The sequence below is a fragment of the Tahibacter harae genome, from assembly GCF_024437735.1.
Taxonomy (GTDB): Bacteria; Pseudomonadota; Gammaproteobacteria; order Xanthomonadales; family Rhodanobacteraceae; genus Tahibacter; species Tahibacter harae.
In genome coordinates, this window is the sequence record NZ_JANFQO010000005.1 from 289,709 (window position 1) to 314,149 (window position 24,441).

Sequence of the window (24,441 nt, forward strand, 5' to 3'; positions counted from 1 at the left end):
CCTGATTGCGCGGGGAGCATAGCGGATTTCGCGGAGCATCGGGGGCAAATCGCTTGCAAGGCCCGGGCCGCGCTCTGGGCGCGGCCCGGCCGTGGCGTGGCTTACTCCAGGCCGACCGGGGTCGGCGGGGTGCTGAAGCCGTTGCCGATTACGCGGTTGTCACCGGTGGACTGGATCACGGCGCCGAAATTCGGCGACAGACCAGTGGCGTTGTTGAGTACCGAGCTGCGCGTCAAGGTCAAGATGGCGCCAGCGCCGGAAGCGTTCAGGCCGGTGCCCGTGCTGCCGCTGGCGACGCAATTGTCCAGGGTCATGGTCGCCGCGCCGGTCAGGTTGAAGCCCGACGAGGTGTTGTTGGCGGCGGTGGAATTACGCACCACCACCTTGGAGCGGGCCTTGGCCTGCACGCCGAAGCCGTTGCGGGAGAAATTGCTGCTGTCGATGAGGGCGTCCAGGCTGCCTGCCGCGCCCGGGGTCATGCCGATGCCGCCGCTGCCGGCGCCGCTGATGCTGGTATTGCGCACCACCAGCTGCGAGGCGATGTTGGTCGCCGCGTCTATGCCCAGCGTGGTGACGTTGGTGATGGTGACGTTTTCCACCAGCAATGACTTGCCGTTGAGGAAGCGTATGCCGTTCAGGCCGGTGCCCACGCCCTCGATGACGATATTGCGCAGGACGACGTTATCGTTCACGCCGGCGTTGACGATGATGCCGTTGGTGCCGGCCGACAGGATGCTGGCCATGGTGCCGCCGCCATCGATGGTGATGGCCTTGGTTATGGTCACGGCGCCGTAGCCGGCCGGGTCGATCGCGTTGATGGTGCCGCCGGCCGCGGTCTTGGAAATGGCGCCGGCGAAGGTCTTGCATGGCGCGGTGCGGCTGCAGGGATTGACGTCGTCGCCGACCCCCGAAACCCAGGTGCGGGTGGCCTGGGCATAGGCGGCGGAACTGAACAGGGTGCACAGCAGCAGCAGCGCGCACAGCTGGCGGATCTTCGTGTAGATGGACATTGGGTAACCCCCCGGAATGGAAAAGCGACACCGCGCGCGGGCGCGGACCGTTCGTACGCAAGCAAGCGCAGAAAAGCTGTCGGAACTATTGCGGCAGCCGCCGGATTCCCGTTCCCGGCGGAAATCCGCCGCCGGATTGTATGCCCGGGCCGCGTCAGCGGCGTGAGGGAGTTTCCGGGGTCACTTGACCGGCTTGACCATGCGCAGCAGTTCGATGCCGTAGCCCTTGCTCTCGTACAGGGAACGAGCGCGGGCGTTGCCCTCGAACACGGCCAGGGTCACATGGCGGCAATGGTGTTCGCGGGCGAAGCGTTCGCTGTAGGCGAGCAGGGCGCTGCCGACGCCCTTGCCTTCGTGGCCGGGCGCGGTGGCCAGGTCGGAGATATGGCAGTTCTGCGCGCCGGTGAAGAAGTCGGTCATCAGCATCAGGTGCAGGAAACCGACCCGTTCGCCGTCGTCATCCTCGGCCACGAACAGGTGCGAGCCGGCCGGCTGTTCGCGCAGGTGGCGGGCGATGTCGCGGCGTATGCCCTCGGCGGTTTCGCCGCGGCGGCGCCAGCGCGGCAGTTCAAAATCCACGAAGCGATCCACCAGGCCGAGAATGAAATCGTCGTCGCCGGCATCGGCCAGGCGAATATGGATACCGGATTGCGCGTCCATAGCCCGAGTTTCTTCGCAGATTCGAGGGTTTGTGGTGGTCGGGAAGGCCGCCGGCGACCTGCCGGCGGCGTGCACAAAGTAGCGGAAGCGGCGGTGGCTGCGCCAGCCCCGGCGCGGGTTCAGCCGAACAGGGCGTCGGGCATGGCCATCAGGCTTTCCGCACCGGCGCGGATCGCGGCGATATGGCCGCGGGTGCGCGGCAGCAGGCGCGAATAGAAGAAACGCGCGGTCAGCCGCTTGGCCTGCTTGAACTCCGCGCCGTGGCTGGCCGAGGCGTCGGCCGCGGCCACGCTGCGCGCCCAGAAATAGGCCAGGGCGATGTGGCCGGCATAGAACAGGTAATCCACCGCCGCCGCGCCCATTTCCTCGGCGTCGGCCATGGCCTTGCGGCCGATTTCCTGGGTCAGGCCTATCCATTCCTGGGTCAGTTCGGCCAGCGGCTTGATGAATTCGATCAGTTCCGGGTTGGCCTGCTCGGCATGGCAGAACGCGCTGATTTCCTCGACGAAATGGCGCAGGCCCGCGCCCTGCAGCTGCATGATCTTGCGGCCCAGCAGGTCCAGCGCCTGGATCTGGGTGGTGCCTTCGTAAATCGTGGTGATGCGGGCATCGCGCTGGAACTGTTCCATGCCCCATTCGGCGATATAGCCGTGGCCGCCGAAGATCTGCAGCGCGCAGTACGTGCTTTCCTGGGCGGTCTCGGTCAGCAGTGCCTTGACGATGGGCGTGATGAAGCCGAGCAGTTCGTCGGCGCGCTGGCGCTCGGCGGCGTCCTCGCTGCGTTCGATGGTGTCGACCAGCAGCGCGGCGTAATAGCCCAGCACCCGGCCGCCCTCGGCATACGCCTTCTGGGTCAGCAGCATGCGGCGGATGTCCGGATGCACGATCAGCGGATCGGCCGGCTTGTCCGGCCGCTTGGGACCGCTGAGCGAACGCATCTGCAGACGGTCGCGGGCATAGGCCAGGGAGTTCTGGTAGGCGCGTTCGGTCAGGGCCAGGCCCTGGTAGCCGACGGCGATGCGCGCGGTGTTCATCATGGTGAACATCGCATTGAGGCCCTTGTTGGGCTGGCCGATCAGATAGCCCTCGGCGCCGTCGAAATTCATGACGCAGGTGGCCGAGGCCTTGATGCCCATTTTGTGCTCGATCGAGCCGCAGGCCAGGGTGTTGCGCTCACCCACCGTGCCATCGCGGGCGACCTTGAACTTGGGCACGATGAACAGCGAGATGCCCTTGGTGCCCGGCGGCGCATCCGGCAGGCGCGCCAGCACCAGATGGATGATGTTCCCGGCCATGTCGTGCTCGCCGGCGGTGATGAAGATCTTGGTGCCGGTAATGCGGTAGCTGCCATCGGCGCTGGGTTCTGCCTTGGTCTTGAGCAGGCCCAGGTCGGTGCCGCAGTGCGGCTCGGTCAGGCACATGGTGCCGGTCCATTTGCCCGAGACGATGGGCTTGAGGAACACCTCGCGCTGCCATTCCTCGCCATGCTGCCTGAGCGCCTCGGACGCGCCGTGCGACAGCAGCGGGAAGTTGGCCCAGGACAGATTGGCCGAATCGAGCATTTCCTTCACCGCCGCGCCGACGCCCTCGGGCACGTGCTGGCCGCCGTACTCTTCCGACGCATTCAGCGCCGGCCATCCGCCATCGCAGAACTGCGCGTAGGCTTCCTTGAAGCCCTTGGGCGTGGTCACCACGCCGTTGGCGAAATGGCAGCCTTCCTGGTCGCCGCTCTGGTTGAGCGGGGCGAGCACCTGTTCGGCGAAGCGCGCCGCCTCGTCCAGTACGGCGTCGACGACGTCGCGGCTCGCCGCCTCGCCGCCGGGCAGGCGTGCCCACAGGGCTTCCGCCCCGAGCACGTCGTACAGGGCAAAGCGCATATCGGTCAGCGGTGCGGCGTACTTGCTCATGATTCGGCCTTTGGTGGTCAACGATAGGTATTGGGACGGCCCGGCACCGGCGACAGCCGGCTCGCATGGGACGCGGGGAACTTGCGATTGGGTTCGCTGGTGACGACTTCGCCGCGCAGCTGGTAGCCGATGCTGCCGTCGCGGGCGGACTGGGCCAGCCGTTCGGCGGCTTCGCGGCTGGGCGATACCGTGGCACTGACCACGTCGGCCGACTGCCCCGGGATTTCCAGCGCCGGGCGCACGTAGATGCTGCCGGCATTGGCGCCTTCGATCTCCAGCCCGGCCTCGAAGGTGTCGAACTGCATGGGCACGGTGCTGAAGTTCTGCACCCGCAGCTCCAGCTGCCAGCGCCCGTCGGCCTGCACCGCCAGTTGCTGGATGCTGACCGCCGGCGGATTGATGCGGCGCACCGGCTTGCCGCCGCCGCAGGCGGCGAGCAGGGAAAAGGCCAGGAGGATCAGGGCAGCGCGAACCAGGATAGCCAGCTTCATCGGTGGGCCTCAAACGATTGTTTGAATGTTAGCGTGGGGCCGGCGGCGGGAGCAAAGGGCCGGCGGCCGGAACCATAGTTTGGCCGGCATGACCAGGCAATGATTCCGCGGCGGCCAAGGGCGGGCGCCCGCGCCGGGATTGCGGCAGGACCAGGGGAAAATACCGTGCGGGGCGGGCCTGTACGCGGCCTCGACGGCGGGCGGTCGGGCGGCGGATCCTGCCGGGCGCAGCGCGGGCGGCCCGCGACCTTGTTCCAGTCCACCACGGTGTCGCCATCGCCACCAGACGCAGCGCGTGCAGCAGGTTGGCGGAAAACTGCGCCGCCGCCGTGGCATGGATGGCGAGTACGGTCTAGTCGTAACGCTGCAGTTCGCGGTGGTTCAGCGGCAGGACGTGCGGACAGCGCGTTCTGTCGCGATCCGCGAGCGCAGTGGTGAACGCTTGTGCAGCGGCAGCGCAGGTTTCCCATCCGGTTATCCGTGCCGCCGCCGCGGCCGCTCCGACGCCGCGACTCCCGTACGCAGCCGCCCGTGCCTGCCCCTTGCCGCCGTCGCTGTCTCAGTCGAACGTGTCGGCGAAGATTTCGTCGTGCTGCATGCCGAACATCATCTGCGTGCGGCCGTTGAGACCGGTGAACGCGGTGCCGCCGACCACGATGCGGCCGCGCTGCAGCAGCAGGGCATCGCCGTTCAGGCCGTGCTGGCCGGTGGTGGAGATCTGTACCAGATGCTGGATCTTGCCGCCGTTGCCGAAGCTCGTGTCCACGCCGAAATTGCGCTTGAGGCGCAGCAATGCAGTGGCGACGTACTCGCCCTGGTTGCTGTTGCTGGAAGCCAGGATCAGGTAATTGCCGTTGGCCTGGCGCGTGATGGCGCGCGCGGCTTCCCAGTTGTAGCGCGGCTCGGCCGGGTTGGGGCCGGCGAAATCCAGCGCGTACTGGCGCACGCCATTGGCGCCGATGCTGGTATCGAGCTGGCCGTCCGCGCGCCAGCGCAGCAGGAAGATATCGCCGTCGGAACTGACCTGGTTGGACTGTATCTTGCCGACCTGGATCACGCGGCCGTCGGATTCCAGCAGCGACGCATAGCTCCACGGCGATTCGCTCAGGCCCAGCGGCGATTTCAGATTGATCTTGGAAATGCCCGCCGACACATTGCCGAAGGAAGGATCCATGCTGCCGTTGGCCAGCAGACGCACCACGAACTGCTTCTTGTCCGACACGGCCTGGCTGGACTGCGAGATCGCCCCGGTCACGACGATGCGGCCGTCGGCCATCAGGTGCAGGCCGTTGACGCCGCGAATCTCCGGCACCGACCACTCGAACGGCAGCTGCACCTTGCCGGCGCTGCCGAACGCCGCCACCGGCTGGCCGGCATCGCTGTAGCGGATGATGCCGAGCTGGGTCGTGCCGGCCGTGGTGACGGTGCCGGCAACGATGATGTCGCCGTTGGCCGCGACCGCCACCTGCTGGCTGAAATCCTCGTTGTCGCCGCCCTGGTCGAACGGCACCGTCAGTACGCCGCTGCCGGCCAGGCTGGAGTCCAGATCGCCGTTGGGCAGGAAGCGATAGACCATGAAATCCGGACAGCCGTTGATCGCCAGCACCACCCGGCCCTCTGCATCGAGCACGGCGTTGGAGACGTTGAAATCCGCGCACGGCCCGATCACGCTGCGCAGGCCCAGTTCGCCGAAGTCCACATCCGGATAGCCGTTGGCGCCGACCCGGTACAGGCTGAGGCGGTAGGCGCCGGGCGCGCGCATGCGTCCCGCCAGCCAGAGCTTGCCGTCGGGCCGCTGCAGCACGCCGCCCACGGTATCCAGCGAGAAATTCGGCGTGCCGTTGGGATTGGCATAGAAGCCATAGCCCGGGAATTCGCCGTCGGTGCCGAAACTGGGGTCCAGGGCGCCGTCGGCGGCAGCGGCGCCGCCGCCGAGCGCACTGCAGGCCAGGGCGGCGGCGAGAAGGAATTGGCGCATGGCGGGCACTCCGAAGGGAATGTCCTCACATACGGTTGCCGCGGGTGCCGCGGATCATGCCGCAGCTGTGCTGCCGCGGGCGCGAAGAGCCGGCGAGAGCGGGAGTCGACGCTGACGGCCCGCTGCAGCCGCGCCCTGGGTCGGCGGCCGCGCGATGGCCGCTCACTGTGGCCGCGCCGGCCAAGCCCTGGCCGCTTCCAGCGCTGCGTCGGGACCGTCCGGTACCAGCGGAGTGTTCTCATCCGGCTGCAATCCGTCGGCGACCAGGCATGGGCGCTGGTCAGCGCGACGGTAAGGCAGGCGGCAATGCGAGGACGCAGGGCTGTCCTTGGTTGACTTCGCCACGGCGCGGTCGCGGACTGCATTTCGGCAGCACGCGCGGCGTGCGCTCCGCGCCGAGGTACGTCGCGGTTTGCTTAAAAGTTCCATTGTTTCGGCTGATGCCGGCAGACGGCGGCCGGGTCTGCCGAGTACGGCTGCGAGCCGGCCATGCCTGCATCGCCAGCCGCCAGCGGAAAAGGCAGCGGCGATGCAGCCACGGTCAACCGCACAGGCACGTGCCAGGAAAATTCCCATCCCACCGGCATCCCGCCGCTGATGCGGGGCTTGACCTATCCGTTAGCATGTAGCGATGAAACCCCAAGCCCTGGACATACTGCACCGCGTTTTCGGCTACGCCAGCTTCCGCGGCGAGCAGGCCGCCATCGTCGAACACCTGGATCGGGGCGGCGACTGCCTGGTCCTGATGCCTACCGGCGGCGGCAAGTCGCTGTGCTACCAGGTGCCGGCCCTGCTGCGCGAGGGCACGGCCATCGTGGTCTCGCCGCTGATCGCGCTGATGCAGGATCAGGTCGATGCGTTGATCCAGCTGGGCGTCGCTGCGGCCTTCCTGAATTCTTCGCAGTCGCCGCAGGTGCAGCGCGAAGTCGAGCAGCGCCTGCTGCGGCGCGAACTCAAGCTGCTGTACGTGGCGCCCGAGCGCCTGCTCGGCGAGCGCACGCTGGAACTGCTGGAGCGCGTGCCCGTCTCGCTGTTCGCCATCGACGAGGCACATTGCGTGTCGCAGTGGGGCCACGATTTCCGACCCGAATACCGCGGCCTCAATCTGTTGCACCAGCGCTTCCCGCAGGTGCCGCGCATCGCCCTGACCGCCACCGCCGATGCGCCGACCCGCGCCGAGATCGTCGAACGCCTGGGGCTGGAGGATGCGCGCCAGTTCGTCGCCAGTTTCGACCGGCCCAATATCCGCTACCGCGTGGTGCAGAAGAACAACGCGCGGCGCCAGCTCAAGGAATTCCTCGAAAGCCACCGCGACGAATCCGGCATCGTCTACTGCCTTTCGCGCAAGAAGGTGGACGAGACCGCCGCCGCCCTGGTCGAGGACGGTTTCACCGCCATGCCGTACCACGCCGGCATGGAGCAGGCTGCGCGCGCCGCCAACCAGCAGCGCTTCCTGCGCGAGGACGGCGTAGTCATGGTCGCGACCATTGCCTTTGGCATGGGCATAGACAAGCCCGACGTGCGTTTCGTGGCGCACATGGACCTGCCCAAAAGCATGGAAGGCTACTACCAGGAAACCGGCCGCGGCGGCCGCGACGGCCTGCCGGCGGAGGCCTGGCTGTGCTACGGCCTGGGCGATGTGGTCACCATGAGCCAGATGATCGCCCAGTCCGAATCCGGCCAGGAGCGCAAGCGGGTCGAACGGGCCAAGCTCGAAGCCTTGCTCGGCTATGCGGAAGCCACCGGCTGCCGCCGCCAGCTGCTGCTGCGCTATTTCGGCGAGGAACGCGGCGATGCCTGCGGCAACTGCGATAACTGCCTGGAGCCGCCGCGCACCTGGGATGCGACCGAGGTCGCGCAGAAGGCGCTGTCGGCGGTCTACCGCACCGGACAGCGCTTCGGCGTAGGCCATCTGGTCGCCGTGCTGCGCGGCGAGGAAAACGACAAGCTGCGCAGCTGGAACCATCACACGCTCAGCGTATTCGGCATCGGCAAGGATCTGGATGCGCGCCAGTGGAGCGGCGTGTTCCGCCATCTCGTTGCCGCGGGCTATCTCGCCGCCGACCATGAAGGCTATGGCGCGCTGCACCTCACCGAGACCAGCCGCGGCGTGCTCAAGGGCGAAGTGCGCATCTTCATGCGCCACGAGGCCGCGGGCGAGGAGCGCCGCGCCGAACGCAAGGCCGCGCGCAGCGGTGCCCGCAGCGCCAAGGCCGGCGGCCGCACGCGCCACAATTCGCTGGAAATCGGCGACGAAGACCGGCCGCTGTGGGACGCCCTGCGCGCGCTGCGCTCGCGCCTGGCCAAGGAACAGAACGTACCGCCCTACGTCATCTTCCACGACGCCACCTTGCTCGACATGCTGCGCGAGCACCCGACCAGTCTGCGCGAAATGGCGGAGATCAGCGGCGTGGGAACGAGCAAGCTGGAGAAATACGGCGAGGCTTTCCTGAAAGTGCTGACCGAGGAAATCGGCGACTGAGCCCAGCGCGTCGGGCATGTGCAGGGCGATGTTTCGCGGCGGTGGCACGCGGTTTCTGCGGTGTCGCGGGTGTTGCTGTGCAAGCGTCGCGGCGCGGCCGCTTGCATTGCGGGGCGATCACCGCGGCATGCGGCGGCGGTTGCCGCGGGCCGAGGGGCGAGCGGGTGTCGTATCCGTCGGTGTATCGCGTGGGATTGCCGCCGGTCGCCTGGAAGTGCCGGTGGCTGTCTGACGCCGTTGGCGCTTGTCCGCCGGGATGGCTTGCAGCGGCAGCGTATCGCGCTCCCGCCTGGGTGTGGCCGCTTGCAGCCTTGCAGAAATTGCGCGCTCGCCGATCCATGCCGTTCGGCCCAGGCGGAGCCGAGGGTTCAGCCGGCATCGTTGCGTCTTCAGCAGTTCTTTCTCAGGAGTTCCGGCAATGAAGGCGGCGGTGTTGGCGTTTGCTTTGTGTGGCGCGGTGGCGCCGGTGTTTGCGGCGCAGTCTGGCGCAGCGGCCGCCCCGGGCGCCTCCCCGGTTGCGCCGCCGGCTGCCGCGCGTGCGGTGCCGGCGTCAGTGGAACTTCCCGCGGAATTTGCGCGCGTCCTGCGCGATTACGAAAAAGCCTGGATGGCCGGCGATGCCGCCGCGCTGGCGGCGCTGTTCACCGATGACGGCTACGCGCTTCCCAATGGCCAACCGCCCGCGGCCGGCGCCGAGGCGATACGCGCGGCCTACCAGCGCAACGCCGGTTCGCCGCTGAGCCTGCGCGCGCTGCACTACGTCCAGTCCGGCGACATGGCCTACATCATCGGTGGTTTCGGCGGCGCTGCGGACAAACCGGATTTCGGCAAATTCGTGCTGGTGCTGCGGCGTGCCGGCGATGGCGGCTGGCGCATCGCGGCAGATATGGACAATGCCAATGCGATGCCGCGCAGGAGTGCGGCGGCGGGCGGGTAGCGCGGTGCGGAGTCCGCAGGAGAACGCCGAAAGCGCGCGGGCGGCCGTGTAATGCCGCGCCTGAAGGTGCGGAACGGCTGGTGTCCCGAATCATCCCGCCGGGGTTTGTGGAAAAGGCCGGGTGTCCTGGAACCACCATCGCATCCCTGCAATCGGGCGGCGGAAGCGGGGTGGCCCGAAATCGACGCACATTCGGGCTGCACGGGCTGTCTGGTTTCCTGAAATAAGTGGGTGTCCTGGAATCCGGTCCCGAAGTCAGCAACGCCCGGGTGCGGGCTGTGCGGAAGTTGGTGACCCGGACCGCTCTCCGAAACCGTCCAGCAAGCCCCAAACAAAACCCATGCGAGACGCTTTTCCAAGGCGGCGAGCCCCCAAGAGCCCGCCGCTGCGCAGCACTAATTCACCAATTCATGAATCAGCTTGGACGCGCGCTTTTCCCACCCGGCCGCCGAGCAGGCTGTCCACATTCTCCGGTTATCCATCTGCAGCGCTACGCCATCGGCCGTAACAGTGCCGTCTTTTTCCTGCCGCAGGGAGGCGACCATGGTTTTCCTTCCCTGGTAGGCATTGTTCGCGCCTCGGGTATTCACCTCGTAGCAGATGCAGGTCCTGCCGTTCCAGCCAGGGTCGGTCTGGCTGGGCAGCGCGTCGCTGCAGGAGACGGCCTGGGACGAAACGCGGTACTGGATGGCACTCATGGGATCGGTCAGCGTATCGGCCAGCAGCAGATCCAGCGCCCGTTTCTCCGCGTCCGAGGTCTTGCGTACCGCGATGGAGGAGGTGTTCGAGCCCTCTTTGCCGGGCTGGGCCTGCGCTGCCGGCTCGCCGCCACTGTTTTCAAGCGCTTCGGCCTGTACGCCGGCCAGCAGGAACAGCGCGGCAGTCAGCGCGCTGGAACAGATACGCCTCTTCATCAGGATCTCCAGGGAAGCCGTTGGCTACGAGCGGATTTGTCGCTGTGACAGTGCGCCGGCGACAGGGCGCCGGCCCGCCCGTTTCTACCAGTGCGCGGCATTTTTGCAATAGTCCCGGCGCTCTGGCGCAGGGCTGCCGTTCACGCTGCGCCGCCGCGCTCAATTCACCGTAATCCGCACCAGCCGACCCGTTGGCGCAAAGCTGATCGCCGGCGCCGGATTCCCGTTGGTCACGTTCTCGAGCACGAAGCCGCGGCCGGATGCCAGGCGCACCTGTTCCCAGCCGCGCCGCTGTGTACCGTTGCCGCGGTTCATCAGCAGCCGGCCGGTGTCCGCGCCAGTGGCGTAGGCCCAGTTGCCCCAGCCCGGTGTATCCAGCCGGTCCAGCGTGTTGTTGGGATTGAATACCCAGCCAAACAGCGGTTCGCACACGCCGAACGACACATCCCCGTTGAGCGCGCCGTAGGGCGTGGAGCAGACTTGGCCGTTGATATCGGCCAGATAGCTCGCCGGCGGCGAACCCGCGCTCCAGCCGGCGCCGTCATGCGCCATCAGCACACCGGTCAGCCAGATCTCCTGGCCGGCGTTCTGTGAGCGCAGCAGCACGCGCCACACGCCCGGCTCTTCCTCGTTGAGCAGGCGCAGGCTGGCCTGGGTGTTGCCGTAGAGCAGCGAGAAGCGGCCGGCGCCCGGGCTGTTCCAGGTAAACGATTGCCCGCGGCGCAGCGCCGCGCCGTTGCTGCCGGTGAACTGGTGCCGGTCGTAGCCGAAGCGTGTCCCGAACGGGTCGGCCGGTACGCCCAGGTCGATCGCCAGCGGCAGCAGGTAGTCGCCGTTGACCAGGTTGGGCGCGCTGGCCTGCAACAGCGGCGGCAGCACCAGGTCGTCGGCGGCGACTTCCAGCGGCGGATTCATCATCGCCGGCTGCTGCTGCGTGGGAATCTCCGGGTTGTTCGGGTACAGCAGCCGCACGTTGAATGCGTAGGCATGCCGCATCACGCCGCCCGGGCCGGGACTGGGCCGCACCACCAGCGACAGTACCTCGCGCGTCTGCTGCACCTGCACGTTGCCGATCAGCACGGTGGACGTGGTGCTATCCAGCGGCAGGCCATCGCTGCGCGCCAGCGTCAGGCGGCCTTGCGCATCGCTGCTCACGTTTGCGGCCAGGCCTTGCGCGCTCTTGTAGAAGATCAACCCGCTGCTGCCATTGCTGATGCGATAAGCCACCGCGGCTTCCGCCGTGGTGTTGAGCGAGCCGCCATACGGCAGGAACGGCATGTAGCTCACGCCCGGCGTCAGCGCCGCAGTGGGCATCACCGCCGCGTCCAGCGCCAGTGTCGCGCGCAGCGCGCAGACCGGCGAATCGCTGGCCTGGGTGCAGGGCGCGGTGTCCTGGCCGGCGACATCGGTATACATCGCCCGCGCCGGCGCCGGCGACAACACGGCGGCGAAGGTGTTGGCCGCGCCGGCGGGCAAGGTGATCGTGCCGTTGGCGATCAGGGCGAGGCCGTAGACCAGGTAGCGGTCCGGCGCGCTGGCCCGTGCCGCGCGCTCGAACAGCAGCGGATCGGTGATGCGCTGGAAGCCGTTGAAGCCGCGCAGCGCCGCGCTGACAGCCGTGCTGTACGGGCCCAGCCGGGCGAACGCTTCCTGGCTGTCGCTCAGGGTGTTGCCGCCCGCCAGCACCTGCAGGCGCGAATATGGTCCCAGCGCGCCGGCCCAGACCTCGCTGCTGCGCGCGCCGCGGCCGAAGCCGACCAGGTCGATCAGCGTATCCGGCGTCAGATGGCGGTATTCGATGGCCAAGCGATACGTGCCGTCCGCCGCCGACAGGGTGGCCGCCACCTGGTTACCGGCGTGGGCCTCGACCGTGGCGCCGGCCAGCGGCGTGGGATAGCCGATATGGCCGGCAATGGTGAAGGCCGCTTCGAACCCGCTCTGGTAGATCCGGTCGGCCGGCGTTTGCGCTGCGGCCGTAGAGGCCAGCCAGGACAGCAGGAGCGGGGCGATAGCACGTTTCATGGGCGTACTCCGGCAATGACGGGCAATACGGGCCGCCGCGAAGGCAGCCGTCTCCAGATGCCAGTGCGACGGGAGACGCAATCCTCCCGCCGCAAGGCCGTTCCTGCTCGCGGCACCGCCACGACGGCGCCGCGACAATCACCCGTGCGCCGCTCAGCGCTGCCCGCGCCAGTGCTGCAGCACTTGGTGCGTAGGCCAGAACACCAGCAGCGGCAGGCCGACAAACAGCAGCGCCAGCCAGGCCCAGCCCGGCATCCAGGTCTGTGCCGCCGCATCGCTGAAACCGTAGACGTAGTTGATGTTCACCGGCACGTTCGGCCGTGCCGGATCCGGTGGCGGCGCCGGCAGCAGCAGATAGCACACGGCCAGCAGCGCCCAGGCGAGCACGGTCCAGTAGGGAAACGCGCGCCGGTCATAGCCCAGCCGCGCCACCAGAAACACCAGTACGAACGGCAGCCAGGCATGGAAGGACGACAGCCCGCGCGCGAACAGGGCGATGCCCGGATCGAACATGTAGTCCGTCATGCCCAGCAGCGAAACGCCGAAGCAGCCGGCGATGAAATCCACGCACCAGACGAACTGCGGCACGATCAGCCCCACCGCCGGCATGGCCGCCAGCAGCGGCGATTCCGTCCACAGCGCGGCCAGGGTAAAGAACATGGCCACGTCGCAGAAATACAGGAAATTGGTCGGGCCGTAGGTGATCCAGTAGAACGGCACCAGTACTGCCATGAAGACAGTGAAGGCGATTTTCAACGCAAGCGGAATGCGCGGCGCCGGAAAAACAGCCACATCGGTTGCAGACATTGAGGCCCCCTCGATGTTGCCGATACTACCGTTACGTACCGCCTGGCGGCAGCATCGCCCGGCGGGACGAGGAGGCAGAACGCCGGACTGTGCGCATCGCCACGCACCGCCCATCGATCCAGGCCTAGTCTTCCGCTGCCTATTCGGGCCACGCCACACTACACGGACAGCCATGCACGCCCACGCCACCGGCAGCTTCGACGTCACCCTCTCGCCGCAGCCCAGCACTACCGGCCAGCCCTTGCTCGGCCGCCTGCACATCGACAAGACCTACAGCGGCGACCTGTCCGCCACCGGCATCGGCGAGATGCTGAGCGCCGGCACGCAGACCAAGGGCTCGGCCGCCTACGTGGCCATCGAACAGGTCACCGGCAGCCTGGGCGGCCGCAGCGGCAGCTTCGTGCTGCGGCACGTGGGCAGCATGAACCGCGGCGTGCCGGAACTGCTCGTCAGTGTGGTGCCGGATTCGGGCACCGGCGAGCTTGAAGGCCTGGCCGGCACGCTGACCATCCATGTTTCCGACGGAAAGCACGCTTACGCCTTCGACTACACCTTGCCGGAACACGCCGCCGTACCTCCCGCGGCGGAGTGAATCCGGGTGCATCGGCCGGGCCGGCGGCGCCCTCTCGCCGGCGGTCCTGACACGGTCAGGCGGACATTTGCCATTCCGGCGCCGCGGATCCCGCGATCCCGGTATAGCGAGCTGGCGATAGCCCGCGGGCCTGCTCGATGCGACGCCGGTCCGCACGCCGCCATCGGAACGGCGCGGACGCTACTCGCCGCCATCAGCACGGTGCCGGCGGTTCGCGCCTCAGGAAATCCAGCCCGATCCGGAGGCGGGCGCCGGCTTCTTCTTCGCCGGCTTCCGGTCCGGATACAGCCCTTCGATGAAATCCTCGAACGTGGGCGCCACATCCAGCAGCGCACCGGTCTCGTGGTTCCACAAGGCGATTTCCCCCGCATTTGCTTCGCCGCAACCCAGCAGGAAGAAGTTGCCGCAGGCGTCGTCGGCGATGGGGAAATAATCGGCGCCGATTTCCGCACGCAGATGGCCGAGATGACGCAGCAGTGCCGCGCGGTCCTCGCGTGTGACCGGAAACACCACCGACGCCGTCAGCGGCCCTTCCGGCGAATCGAAGAACACGCAGTCCTTGAGGCGGCGTATATCGCAGGTGTGCAGGAAGTCTGCGTAGGCTGCGGGGATCGGCCGGTCGCGGCCGACCAGGGTCTTGAAATCTGCCCATTCCTTTTCACTGGGCGGATCGGATGCGCCGGGCAGGTCTTCGTCGTCGGTGGCGATGGGGTCGTGCATGGTCCGGAAACTCGTAGGCGGATAGTCCGGCCCTGCCGTGGCAAGCGGCGCCGGAATGCCAGTGTGCTCTGTGCCGGGCCGTGTGACAAAGCGCGCCGGCCAGGCCGCGGCGGTAGCGCGCGAATGGTGGCATTGTCGCGCTCCCCCGGGTGTCGGCACGTAGCCGTTGACGCTGGGCGCGCCGGCCGGGCGCATGAACGCGGTGGCAGACAGCTGCGGCAAGGACGCCAGGAAACCGGCGCTACGAGCGCGGAAGGCCTCGCTGCGTGCTCACGCCGTGAGCGTGCAGAAACAGCCGCCGGCCGCCGTCACTGGCCGGCGCGCGCTTTCCACTGCACCACGTCCACGCCCTTGATCAGCAGCCACAGACAGAACGACGCCTCACCTACCAGCACCGGCAGCAGGATGCCGGGCAACAGTGCATTGGCCAGCGCCGGCAACAACAGCGCGGTAGTGCACGCGACCAGATAGCTCAGGCCGGCCGCCTGCAACAGTAGCCCGACCGCCTTCGGTAGGTAGCCCGACTTGAAAATGAGATAGCCATTGACGAGGCAGGTGAACCCAAAGAACAGCAGCGCGATATTCCACGCGATATCGTGCGATTCCAGCGCGAAGCGCGCCAGCGCCTGCAGTTGCGGCGCCGCGAAGGCCTGCGCATAGACGGGATCGCTGAGCAGCGCGTGCATCTCCAGCAGATTGATCTTGCTCACCGCCTCTACCGCGAGCGAGACCAGGTTGAAGAACACGGCCAGCAGCACCAGCGGCCGGCTGACCGGCTTGAGCAGCACGTACTCCACCACCAGCAGCCCCACCGCCAGCACTGGCACCAGCAGGTTGCCGGCCAGGCTGATGCGCCACAGCAGCGGCGCCGCGGCGATGTTGTTCGCCGTGGCCGCCGGATCGCCAGCCACGATGAGCTGGCTGTTGACATACCCCTCGGCGAAGAACCCGAACGCGATGATGACGAGATACAGCAAGCCGCCGATGCGGGCATAAACCTGGGGCGACCAATCCAGTGCGTGTGGTGTCATGAGGAATTCGTGCGGGCCAATCTCGGGGCGCCGGAGTGTGCGCAGGCGGCCCCAGACTGTCCAGGCCGCTGCGACCAGCGACGGCCGGCATGCGCGAGCTGCGGTAGTGCGCGACGAACGACGCCATCGCGCCGCGCCTGCGCGTAACGGCGCTGCCCTGCCGGACACCAGCCGGCTCTCCTGGCATGCCGTCTGCGTGCGCAGCCTCCGCTCCGGGCTCAGGCGCGCGAAGCGGCAACCGATACCCGCAAAGCCCCGCGGTTGGCGAAAAAAGCGCCAATGGATACTGAAAAAGCGCCGTCATTGAGCAAAAAAGCGTCAATCACGATGCTGAAAGTGCCGCCGGAAACCCCAAAACCCTCGGCATTGAGGCTTTTTCCGCCGCCGGATACACGAAAAGCGCTTCCGCAGAGAAAAAAGCCGCAACGGAAAAGGCAAAAAGCCTTTCCCGATAGCCGGAAAGCGCCAACCTTCACTGCAAATAGCCCGACCGGATGCGCTTTCAGCGCCTGAGGATACCCATTGAGCGCCACCGGAAAGGAATCCAGCGCGAACGGCAGCGCAATCCACGCCAACAGTCGCCGCCTCGTGCTACGAAAAAACGAATGTTGCCGATGTGCTCATCCGCCGGAGAAAACGCGCGTCCTTCGCGTACTGCGCCTTGCGCGAATCCTGCGTGTACCGCCAGAACCCCCATGAATCGGACTCGCTCGCTGTTTCTTGCCGCCACGCTTGCCGCGGCGCCGGCCCTGCACGCCCACTCGGGGCCCATGGATACCCGCTTTGGCGACGGCGGCTTTGCCCACTACGGCTTCCAGGCCGTCAACGGCCAGGCGGGCGATGCCGCCCGCGTAGGGTGTCCCGGAGCAGGGGATACCTTCGTTGTGGTCGGCGCTGCCTCCAACGGCCAGCGCATCGTCACCGTGCGCCTGCGGCCGGATGGCAGCTTCGATGACACGTTCAGCGGCGACGGCAAGGAAAGTTTCGACCTGCCCACCAGCTTCGCCAGCACCACCGCCTCGGTGTGTCTGGCGCAGGGGGATCCGGTCATGACCGGCACCGTCACCGACGGCACGGGCGAGCGCAACCTGCGACTGGTCCGCGTGGGGCGCGACACCGGCCTGCCGGTGGCCGGCTTCGGCAACGGCGGCGTGGTCGACCTGGACCTGGATGCACACCTTTCCGGGCTGGGCAGCGATGAGGTTCCGGTAGGCCTCAACGCCTTGCCCAACGGCGACTTGGCGCTGAGCGGCTACGCCATGCTGGCCAACGGCGGTATCAGCGGTTTCGTGGCACTGCTGAACGCCGCCGGCCACGTGCAGGCCGTCACGCTGACCAGCTGCTGGATAATGACGACGGTGCTGGAAAACCCGGCAGGTGCGCTCTGGGCCTTCGGCTCCACCGGCTACGGCGCTTGCCGGCTGACCCTGGATCGCACGACGCTGGCGCAGACCGGCCGCCTGGACAACACCACCGGTAGCGGCGTCTACCCCAGCACCGCACGCGCCGTGCGGCCCGGCACCGTGGCGATGGCGGTGGCTATCCAGGCGCCCTACGGCTACCGGCCCGCGCTGGCGGTATTCCGCGAAACGCAGGTCAGCATCCTCGCCTTGCCGGCCCCGGTGCTCAACGGCATGGCCACCAGCCTGTCGGCCACACCCGGTCAGCAAGGGGTACAGGTCCTGCCCGGCGGCCGCGTGCTGTTTGGCGGCACGTTGCTGAAAACCGATACCAGCACCGGCGAATACTTCGCGCTTGCCCGAATCGGCCGCAGCGCCGCGGATGACCGTACCGAAATCTATTGGGGCCACGGCGGCGCCATGGCCGCCCAGTTCCTGCCGAACACCAGCGCGTGCGCCGTCACCCCGCCGGCGCAGGAAATCTACCGCATGACCTTGTGGCAGGGACGGCCGGCCTTTGTGGGGCGGGTGGATACGCAGTGCTTCGCCAATGCCGGAGCGGATTACTTTGTCGGGCGGGTAGAGACGGATTATCTGTTCGGGGATGGTCTGGACTGAGGGCTTAGACGAAGGCGGCGGCGTCTGCCGGCCAACGCCGGCAGGGTGACACTGGCGGCGTTTCCGGCGGAGGCAGTTCCGCACGGACGGGGCATGCTGGTGCCCGTGCGCAACGGTAGCTTTCGGTTGTGGACCTCGGTGTTATCGGCGGGAATCGCTGCGGCAATTCCGACAAGTGCGTCGGAAAATTCTGATCGCTCGCGCTTCGGGTGTCCCGACGCAAGCCGGGGCGGCGCAAGGCCGCCCCGGTGGTCAATCAATGGCTGACACGGAAACTGGCTTCCAGCAGGCCGCGCACGTCGCGGGAAAGGATCGCCACGGCTTCCAGGATGGCGCAGTGGGAGCGTGGATCCGGCGATTCCAGCTCCGATAACGTCAGCGTTTCGCTAAGCTCCGCGATGGCCGTCAGCCGCGCCATCATCTCCTCACGTACCGCCTCACGCTGGGCCGGCGTATTGGTCACGAACGCGAACAGCACGGGCGTGGCCTCTTTCACGAATCGGTCGATGGGGTAGAACGAGCCGTGATCAGCCATGGCGCGGCCCTCCCAAGGCGAAACCCGCGACAGGCGCAGCGGAAGGCATCAAGCGTTGGCTGGGTGCTGGGAAACAAGCGTACCGGTCTTCCATGGTCAACTCCCTTTGTATGGAGTCGCCACCCGGATGGATGCGAAAGGGGTGGCGAACGGTGTGCGGGTTGGCGGACCGGCTTACGGACCGGCGAGCCTTGCGGCTCCCCGCACACCGCCGCCAGAAATCGGCAAGCTACGCCGCACGGATTCCGGGCATAAAAAAACGCCGGCTTCGGTGCGGCGCTGTGTGCGCCGTAAGAGTTCGGGCCGCCAAGCCCGGTTGCCGAATTGGCGGCAACGGGAGGATCGTACATACCGCGATGGGCAGCGCCAAGGGGGGTATCTTACTTCGACCGCCACTGATAAAACGTTGCCGCACTGATGCCGTGCTTGCGAGCCACCTCGGTTACCGCCACGCCGGCTTCGGCCTCCTTCAATATCGCTGCAATCTGCACTTCGCTGAATTTCGACTTCCGCATGGGACTCTCCTTTGCTGAGAGTCTCTATTATTCGGGCTCATCGCGGAATCGTGTGGGTGATTCCGGCATCCAGTAGTTGCTGTCCCGTCGTCAATCAAGCCATCTTTCGGCTGCGGAAGGTCGGCGGATTCCTGCTCTGACTGTGTGCTGGGGAATTTCCTGATGAAGACGGGGCGTAATCTGCGCGAGTTGTTTTCGTTTCCTGGCTTCGCGGCAGCGGCGACGCTCAAGGGCGTGTACGGTGATCCGAAGGCGCGGGTCGTGACTTTGCGGCGCCGAAAAAAACGCGGTGTGTTCTGAGTGTGGCCATCGCTGCCGCAGCCGCCACGACAAGCGCGTGTGCCGTGCTCGCGACCTCCGAGTGGCGGGCTAGGTGCTGCTGGTGGAGTTCGAGCACTGGCGGGTTCACTGCCCGGAATGCGGCGGCGTGCACGTAGAGCAGCTGGACTGGTTGGCGAAGAACCCGCGCTACACTGAGCGCTTTGCCCTGCATGTGGGCAACCTGTGCCGAACCATGACCAACAAGGCGGTGGCCGAATTGGAGCGGTTGCACGACAGCACGGTCAAGGACTTGTCCAAGCTATACATGGCCGAGCAGGTCCGGCGCGCCGGGATGCCGGCGCCACGCGCCATTGGCATCGACGAGATCGCCATCCACAAGGGGCATGACTACCGCGTGGTCGTCAGCGACCTGGACCGTGGTCGGCCGATCTGGTTCGGCGGCAGCGGTCGTACCGAAGCAGACATCGACCAGTTCTTCGTCGATCTGGGGCCGCAAAAAAGCGCACATATTGCACTGGCGGTGATGGACATGTGGCGACCGTTCCGCACCTCGGTCCAGAAGAACGCGCCCAACGCCAGCGTGGTGTTCGACAAGTTCCACATCGTACGCCACCTGTCCGATGCGCTCGATCAGGTACGGCGAGACGAGTACAAGCGCCTGCAAGGTAAGGACCGAAGCTACATCAAGGGCCAGCGGTATACGCTGCTGAGTCACCGCAACAACCTCACCCTGGATGGCCGTCAGTCGCTCAAGAAGCTGCTCGCAGCCAACAAGCGCCTGAACACGGCGTACCTGCTAAAAGAGTCTTTCGGCGAGCTCTGGAGCTACCGTACCGACCGCGGCGCTCGCGCGTTCTTCGAGCAATGGAAGCAGAGCCTGCGCTGGCAGCGACTGGAGCCATATCAGAAGTTCGCGCGGATGATCGAGCGCCACTGGGACGGCATCGTCACTTACTGCCACCACCACAACAAGGTCAGCCTCGGCCTGGTGGAAGGACTGAACAACAAGATCCGTGTCATCCAGCGCAGCGCCTACGGCTACCGTGACGAGGCCTACCTGAAGCTCAAAGTCATCGCCAGTTTCTTGCCCGCGCTGCCTGAAAATGCTCGGTTACACCCACACTGATCCGCGAAGACCCGAAAAAATTATTTGTACGCATCTGGGATGGTCGTCGGTCATAGAGAGGTCGCCCACGAGGTGCGGTATGCGATCAGTGCCGACTAGTGCAGCTTGGCGTCAGCTTGACAAGGCGAGCCCAGAGCAACCTCTGCCCTGGCCACGCTATTGGACTACGTTGTCCCGCAGCAGTCGGCGCAAGCCAAATAATCCCAACAGCCCTACCGTCGCCATCCATCCAAGCAGAGTCCCCGCCGGCACCGCCAGCGCCACTGGCGGCGCCCCCAATCCACTGAGTTCGACCGTATAGATAACCACTCGGTCATGGAGCAGGGGCTGTGCCGGATCGTTCACCCGCCAGCTGAAGGCCAGATGCCGGCCGTCCGCGCTGAGGTTGAGCCGAGAAATGAAGAGCGGGGTGACCTGCCCCAGTGTTGCCGTAACATTGATCAGCTCGCCCGTGAGTCGATCCTTGACGTAGATGCCGGGATTAGCCGGCTGGCCGGGAAGCAGATTGGTGGCGCGGCTGAAGAAGGCAATGACACGGCCGTCGGCACTGACATCGGCATCCAGGGAAGATCCATCGGACGGTGCACCGCTATAGGTCCGCGAGACGAGTTCCGTGGTGCCGGTGTGCCGGTCGATCACATAGGTATCGCCAACACCGGGATTGTCGTCGGCGACGAACTCGTCGTTCTGCGTAGCCGTGAAGACAACGAAGCGTCCACCCGCCGTTACGCGAGGGGATATGTAGTTGGGAGTGGAAGTAAACTCGCTGCCGAATCGCGGCCAGCTGAGTCTTGTCGTGATCCCTGCGGCTCTATCTCGCAAAAAAAGCTGAAGCAGCTGCCCCGGGTTATCTGATGTGATGTCGGATGCTTGACTGGTAAATACAACATACCTCCCATCCGCAGAGTAACTGGCCAACCCTGACGACCGGTTGCTACGAGCCCCATCCGGCCGGGCGGAAATCCGTTCTACCACACCACTGATCCAGTTGCGCGAATAGACCTCCTGGATGAGAGACGGCGCTGGCAGCGGGCCGCGATCACCGATGTAGTCTGCGGTGCTGGAAAAAAGAATGTTCTTGCTATCCATCAGCGCATCTCGGATCAGCGCTCCCCGGCGCTCCGGGTTTCCCTCACCACTTTGAGCTCGGCTCAGCAATTCCGTCACTGACGTCGCCAAGTCACGCAGAAACACGTTTTGCGTTTCATAGTCCGGTGTACCCGGGGGCACATAGATCACGTCGGGATGAAACATGCCCTGACCATCGAATACCACTTCCGAGCCATTATCGGAGGGATAACCAATGCCGCTATGGCTCTGTTGCTCCTGGTTCGCGGCATTGAAACTGACGCGGCGGGTTATGCCTGTTTGCCGGTCCAGCAGAAAGGTGTCATAGCGATCATTGTCATCGCCTGGCAAAACGTCACCGGATAGACAGTAGTAAACGAGAAACCGGCCGTCACTCGACAGGCGCGGGTTGTCGCTGGGACCAAACGGAGGCAAGCCCAGATGCGTCTTGCTCGCCAATTGGGGAGCATCTGCCTGAATTGCGACTGCTGCTGGCGAAGCCAGCAGCAGAACGCCTAACAATAACGCCGAACTTCTACTGAAAATTATCAAGGAAAATGATCTCCGAGCTCGTGCGGAATTGCTCTACGATCTTCGCAAGTCGGACCAGGGTATCATCCGCCTTCGCCGCCCAGTTAGGAGCAGCAGGATAAGGCACGCCAATCATCAACGCCGACGTAGATGTACCTACCGGCAAGATGCTGGCTCCATTCCATTCGTACGCCGTTGATGAGTACGCATCAATCAACGGGCATCCTGTTGAGCTTCCACATCCGCCAGGCCCTCCGGATGCCGAGCCGTTCTGCCAGTATGACATGACAGTACGAAATCTCAGCGGATCACCGGGTATTGTGCTGGTCCTACGGTGCCCATGAGACCAAGGGCAGGATCGCGTAGCTGCGAGCACTGAAGTTGCATTTTTAGGATCATGCTCCATGCCAAACAAGTGGCCAAGCTCATGTGCAAGATTCAGTCTGTCCGCGTTGCAGTTCGGGTTGAATACTAGATAAGCAAATTTTTCAAATCCCGCCCCCGGCTCACGCAAATATCCTGACAAAGTCTTGTGCTGAATAAGCGACACACCACAAGTGCCGTCATCGGCGGCTCTCGCTAGTGCGACTATATCCGCCTCATTAGCGTTTCTTCTAGCCAGAACATGGCTATTTCCAGGGAAGCCAATATAGTCAGGAGCAGGCAGATCCTCCCACCCACCAAATGCTCTCAACGCATCTGATAACGAAAGAGTGTCATAAGAAACCAAAGTATCCGCTGCTTCTATCCCGCGCAAGGCAAATTTCAGGCGACTTATCCCTGTATTTCTCAAGCTCTGAGAAACGTCGTCCATCGAACTTTGAATCGCTGCCCGAGCGCCCGCGCTGGTGCCACCCGAACTATCTACAACACCCGACGTGTAAAGAATCAACAGATCAACCACTCTCACGCCTGGCTCAAGGGGGGCTGCACAGGTTGTGTCCCAGGCCATAGGTACAGCCACGGACTTACTACTCAATTCATCATTTTTTTTGTCTGGCTCAGCGATCGACGAAACTAACTGATGCGCGTCTTCGTCTGTATCGCCTGAATGCAACTGCCAGTGCTCGCTGTTCACAAGACCCAGTAATGTAGTTCCGTTGCGCCCTGGCTTTATCCCGTACCTATGATCTGGTCCGGATATGCGCCCTGCGAGGACGCCAGACTCAAGGGTCAATGCAACCGTCCAATTCGACGATCGTCCGTACCAACGCCACGAAATCTCCTCCGGAGAAGCATTCGGATCGATGACGTCTTCGGTATCACCATCGCCATCGAGATCAACTGCGAGGTATCCATGGCGAGGCTCAAAATACACAAGATCTACTGTTTCTACAGCACCATCGGGTAGGTTCAGTCTCAATGAAGAAATACCGGAACTAAGTGATGCAGTATTAAATCCCGCGCTCCATGACTCTAAAAACTCTCCCGGCGGCGACTGAGCTGGCTGCGGAGCAACAAATGTAATTAGATTGATAGGTGTCTGAGCACTGGCGGAAAAACAAAAAGCCGCCAATGTGCTGGCCAATACGTACCGTTTCATGATTTCCCCTGTTGATTAGCACTTCTTAAGCCTCACTGCTTTACATCATTTTTTATTGAAGCCCCGCAAATCTTCGAATCGACTCATCAGCATTATTTTACAAACAATGCATAAATCTAAAATTTCCTACTAAAACACAGCGTGCGGACCGCATTCGCAAAAATCTTCGGAAACGACTCTGTCTCAAAATGCACAGCAAGCCCGTGACCAAGTACAAACAACGCCACCGCTAGACCCGAAAAGCAACCCAAGATCCGCAGAACCCGAGCATACAGATGCCGGACAACGTGTCATCTATGCCTAAAGTAATCTCCACGAACGTTTCAAGACTCGATAAACGGGGTCAGGTTAGAATGTCACTGACTTAACGCCAGGTCATTGACCCGAAAAACAAAGCCGCAAGCAGCATCTGGGACACCCACAGTCCTGAATCATCCGACTGCTTTCCGCGGATTTTCTGTCGCCGTAGACCTGAAACTCAGCGCCGGAACAGAACACCTCGGGAGCAGAATCGGGACGCCACAAAATGTGGCATCAAACTCTCGTGTCCGACAAGCACCGAAGACAACCTGCCAACGGCTCTACTCCGGCGGAACGCCGGATTGCATGGCCAAAGCGTCTCACCCGCCTAACTCAGCCACCAAGCCAGCCGGACGCCCTGCAGCCAGCGCTGGCCGATTCGCGCGGCGAGGTCAATCGAGTCCTGGGCACAGCCTGCGGCGCGTGCCCAGCCGCCGCCGTAGCCGCTTACTCGCATCGCCCACCGCGGGGCATCCCTGTCGATGACAGCGAGGATTGCAGGAGCGCCTTCAGCGATCCTGCCATGCTTGCCGGGCGCCAGCGCTCTGCCGGTCCAGTCGAGGATCTGCAGATAAAATCTGGGACACCCACAGTCCTGAATCATCCGACTGCTTTCCGCGGGTTTTCTGTAACCGTAGACCTGAAACTCAGCGCCAGAACAGAACAACCCGGGAGCAGAATCGGGACGCCACAAAATGTGGCATCAAAATTTCGTGTCCGACAAGCGACGAAGACAAGCCGCCAACGAGTTCTACTCCGGCGGAACGCCGGATTGCATGGCCAAAGCGTCTCGCCTGCCTAACTCAGCCGCCAAGCCAGCTGGGCGCCCTGCAACCAGCGTTGACCAATTGTACTGACCCAGTGAAAACCTGCTCAGGTGTAACCTTAACCAAGGAGACACCCCATGAGTGCAGTGATGGAAGAAGACATCAAGCGTTGGACGGCGCGGCGCAAGTCAGCGCTGGTGCTGGA

At 64.8% G+C, this 24,441-nt stretch carries 20 protein-coding genes and 1 pseudogene; 6 read left to right on the top strand and 15 right to left on the bottom strand.

What is annotated here, in order from left to right; genetic code table 11:
* Positions 1-101 precede the first annotated feature (101 nt).
* The 5 genes from NM961_RS07655 to NM961_RS07675 all read right to left on the bottom strand — a co-directional run bounded on the left by NM961_RS07655 (position 102) and on the right by NM961_RS07675 (position 6,046).
* Positions 102-1,010 (bottom strand): right-handed parallel beta-helix repeat-containing protein, encoded by a 909-nt coding sequence (locus NM961_RS07655; protein ID WP_255913421.1) that lies wholly within the window; start codon positions 1,008-1,010, stop codon positions 102-104.
* A 180-nt stretch (positions 1,011-1,190) separates the two neighbouring features.
* The gene (locus tag NM961_RS07660) at positions 1,191-1,670 is read right to left on the bottom strand and encodes a GNAT family N-acetyltransferase (protein WP_255913422.1); all 480 of its coding nucleotides are present in this window, start codon (positions 1,668-1,670) and stop codon (positions 1,191-1,193) included.
* 119 nt (positions 1,671-1,789) lie between these two features.
* Positions 1,790-3,577 carry an acyl-CoA dehydrogenase C-terminal domain-containing protein gene (locus NM961_RS07665; protein WP_255913423.1) on the bottom strand — a complete coding sequence of 596 codons (1,788 nt, stop codon included), beginning with the start codon at positions 3,575-3,577 and terminating at the stop codon, positions 1,790-1,792.
* 17 nt (positions 3,578-3,594) lie between these two features.
* Entirely contained in the window at positions 3,595-4,068 is a 474-nt protein-coding gene (locus tag NM961_RS07670; protein WP_255913424.1) for an LEA/WHy family protein, read from the bottom strand.
* A gap of 559 nt (positions 4,069-4,627) precedes the next feature.
* Positions 4,628-6,046, bottom strand: coding sequence for an NHL repeat-containing protein (locus tag NM961_RS07675; RefSeq protein WP_255913426.1), 1,419 nt, complete (start codon positions 6,044-6,046; stop codon positions 4,628-4,630).
* Positions 6,047-6,677: 631 nt separating this feature from the next.
* Between NM961_RS07675 and recQ the strand changes: the two genes are divergently transcribed.
* Both recQ and NM961_RS07685 read left to right on the top strand, forming a co-directional pair.
* Entirely contained in the window at positions 6,678-8,528 is a 1,851-nt protein-coding gene (gene recQ, locus NM961_RS07680; RefSeq protein WP_255913428.1) for a DNA helicase RecQ, read from the top strand.
* A 244-nt stretch (positions 8,529-8,772) separates the two neighbouring features.
* Positions 8,773-9,465, top strand: a complete 693-nt coding sequence (locus NM961_RS07685) for a YybH family protein (protein WP_255913430.1) — start codon at positions 8,773-8,775, stop codon at positions 9,463-9,465.
* Between the two features lie 395 nt (positions 9,466-9,860).
* On the opposite strand, the gene NM961_RS07690 is transcribed toward NM961_RS07685, so the two are convergent.
* The 3 genes from NM961_RS07690 to NM961_RS07700 form a co-directional block, all read right to left on the bottom strand.
* On the bottom strand, positions 9,861-10,379 hold the full coding sequence (locus NM961_RS07690) for a hypothetical protein (RefSeq protein WP_255913431.1): 519 nt from the start codon (positions 10,377-10,379) through the stop codon (positions 9,861-9,863).
* Positions 10,380-10,538: 159 nt separating this feature from the next.
* A complete protein-coding gene (locus NM961_RS07695) occupies positions 10,539-12,401 on the bottom strand; it encodes a hypothetical protein (protein ID WP_255913432.1) in 1,863 nt (620 codons plus the stop codon).
* A gap of 153 nt (positions 12,402-12,554) precedes the next feature.
* On the bottom strand, positions 12,555-13,208 hold the full coding sequence (locus tag NM961_RS07700) for a hypothetical protein (protein WP_255913433.1): 654 nt from the start codon (positions 13,206-13,208) through the stop codon (positions 12,555-12,557).
* A 172-nt stretch (positions 13,209-13,380) separates the two neighbouring features.
* On the opposite strand from NM961_RS07700, the gene NM961_RS07705 reads away from it, so the two are divergent.
* A complete protein-coding gene (locus NM961_RS07705; protein WP_255913435.1) occupies positions 13,381-13,800 on the top strand; it encodes a DUF3224 domain-containing protein in 420 nt (139 codons plus the stop codon).
* Between the two features lie 219 nt (positions 13,801-14,019).
* Here NM961_RS07705 and NM961_RS07710 read toward each other — a convergent pair whose 3' ends face one another.
* The 3 genes from NM961_RS07710 to NM961_RS07720 all read right to left on the bottom strand — a co-directional run bounded on the left by NM961_RS07710 (position 14,020) and on the right by NM961_RS07720 (position 16,126).
* A complete protein-coding gene (locus tag NM961_RS07710; protein ID WP_255913437.1) occupies positions 14,020-14,715 on the bottom strand; it encodes an SMI1/KNR4 family protein in 696 nt (231 codons plus the stop codon).
* A gap of 113 nt (positions 14,716-14,828) precedes the next feature.
* The gene (locus NM961_RS07715; protein WP_255913439.1) at positions 14,829-15,719 is read right to left on the bottom strand and encodes a DUF4386 domain-containing protein; all 891 of its coding nucleotides are present in this window, start codon (positions 15,717-15,719) and stop codon (positions 14,829-14,831) included.
* A 50-nt stretch (positions 15,720-15,769) separates the two neighbouring features.
* Positions 15,770-16,126, bottom strand: coding sequence for a hypothetical protein (locus NM961_RS07720; protein WP_255913441.1), 357 nt, complete (start codon positions 16,124-16,126; stop codon positions 15,770-15,772).
* 120 nt (positions 16,127-16,246) lie between these two features.
* Here NM961_RS07720 and NM961_RS07725 point away from each other — a divergent pair, with 120 nt between their 5' ends.
* Positions 16,247-17,569: a hypothetical protein gene (locus tag NM961_RS07725; RefSeq protein WP_255913444.1), complete on the top strand. Its 1,323-nt coding sequence runs from the start codon at positions 16,247-16,249 to the stop codon at positions 17,567-17,569.
* A gap of 256 nt (positions 17,570-17,825) precedes the next feature.
* Here the strand turns inward: NM961_RS07725 and NM961_RS07730 are convergent, their stop codons facing one another.
* Together NM961_RS07730 and NM961_RS07735 are read right to left on the bottom strand one after the other, a co-directional pair.
* Positions 17,826-18,104 (bottom strand): hypothetical protein, encoded by a 279-nt coding sequence (locus tag NM961_RS07730; protein ID WP_255913446.1) that lies wholly within the window; start codon positions 18,102-18,104, stop codon positions 17,826-17,828.
* A gap of 383 nt (positions 18,105-18,487) precedes the next feature.
* Positions 18,488-18,619 (bottom strand): annotated as a pseudogene (locus NM961_RS07735) (transposase); the annotation flags it as partial.
* Between the two features lie 162 nt (positions 18,620-18,781).
* On the opposite strand from NM961_RS07735, the gene NM961_RS07740 reads away from it, so the two are divergent.
* Together NM961_RS07740 and NM961_RS07745 are read left to right on the top strand one after the other, a co-directional pair.
* Positions 18,782-18,919 carry a hypothetical protein gene (locus tag NM961_RS07740; protein ID WP_255913447.1) on the top strand — a complete coding sequence of 46 codons (138 nt, stop codon included), beginning with the start codon at positions 18,782-18,784 and terminating at the stop codon, positions 18,917-18,919.
* A gap of 73 nt (positions 18,920-18,992) precedes the next feature.
* Complete coding sequence (locus NM961_RS07745; RefSeq protein ID WP_255913448.1) at positions 18,993-20,027, top strand: ISL3 family transposase; 1,035 nt, start codon at positions 18,993-18,995, stop codon at positions 20,025-20,027.
* 156 nt (positions 20,028-20,183) lie between these two features.
* Here NM961_RS07745 and NM961_RS07750 read toward each other — a convergent pair whose 3' ends face one another.
* A complete protein-coding gene (locus NM961_RS07750) occupies positions 20,184-21,647 on the bottom strand; it encodes a TolB family protein (protein WP_255913449.1) in 1,464 nt (487 codons plus the stop codon).
* Positions 21,631-23,169: a M12 family metallo-peptidase gene (locus NM961_RS07755; RefSeq protein WP_255913450.1), complete on the bottom strand. Its 1,539-nt coding sequence runs from the start codon at positions 23,167-23,169 to the stop codon at positions 21,631-21,633. The genes NM961_RS07750 and NM961_RS07755 overlap by 17 nt, the downstream gene beginning before the upstream one ends.
* Between the last annotated feature and the right edge of the window lie 1,272 nt (positions 23,170-24,441).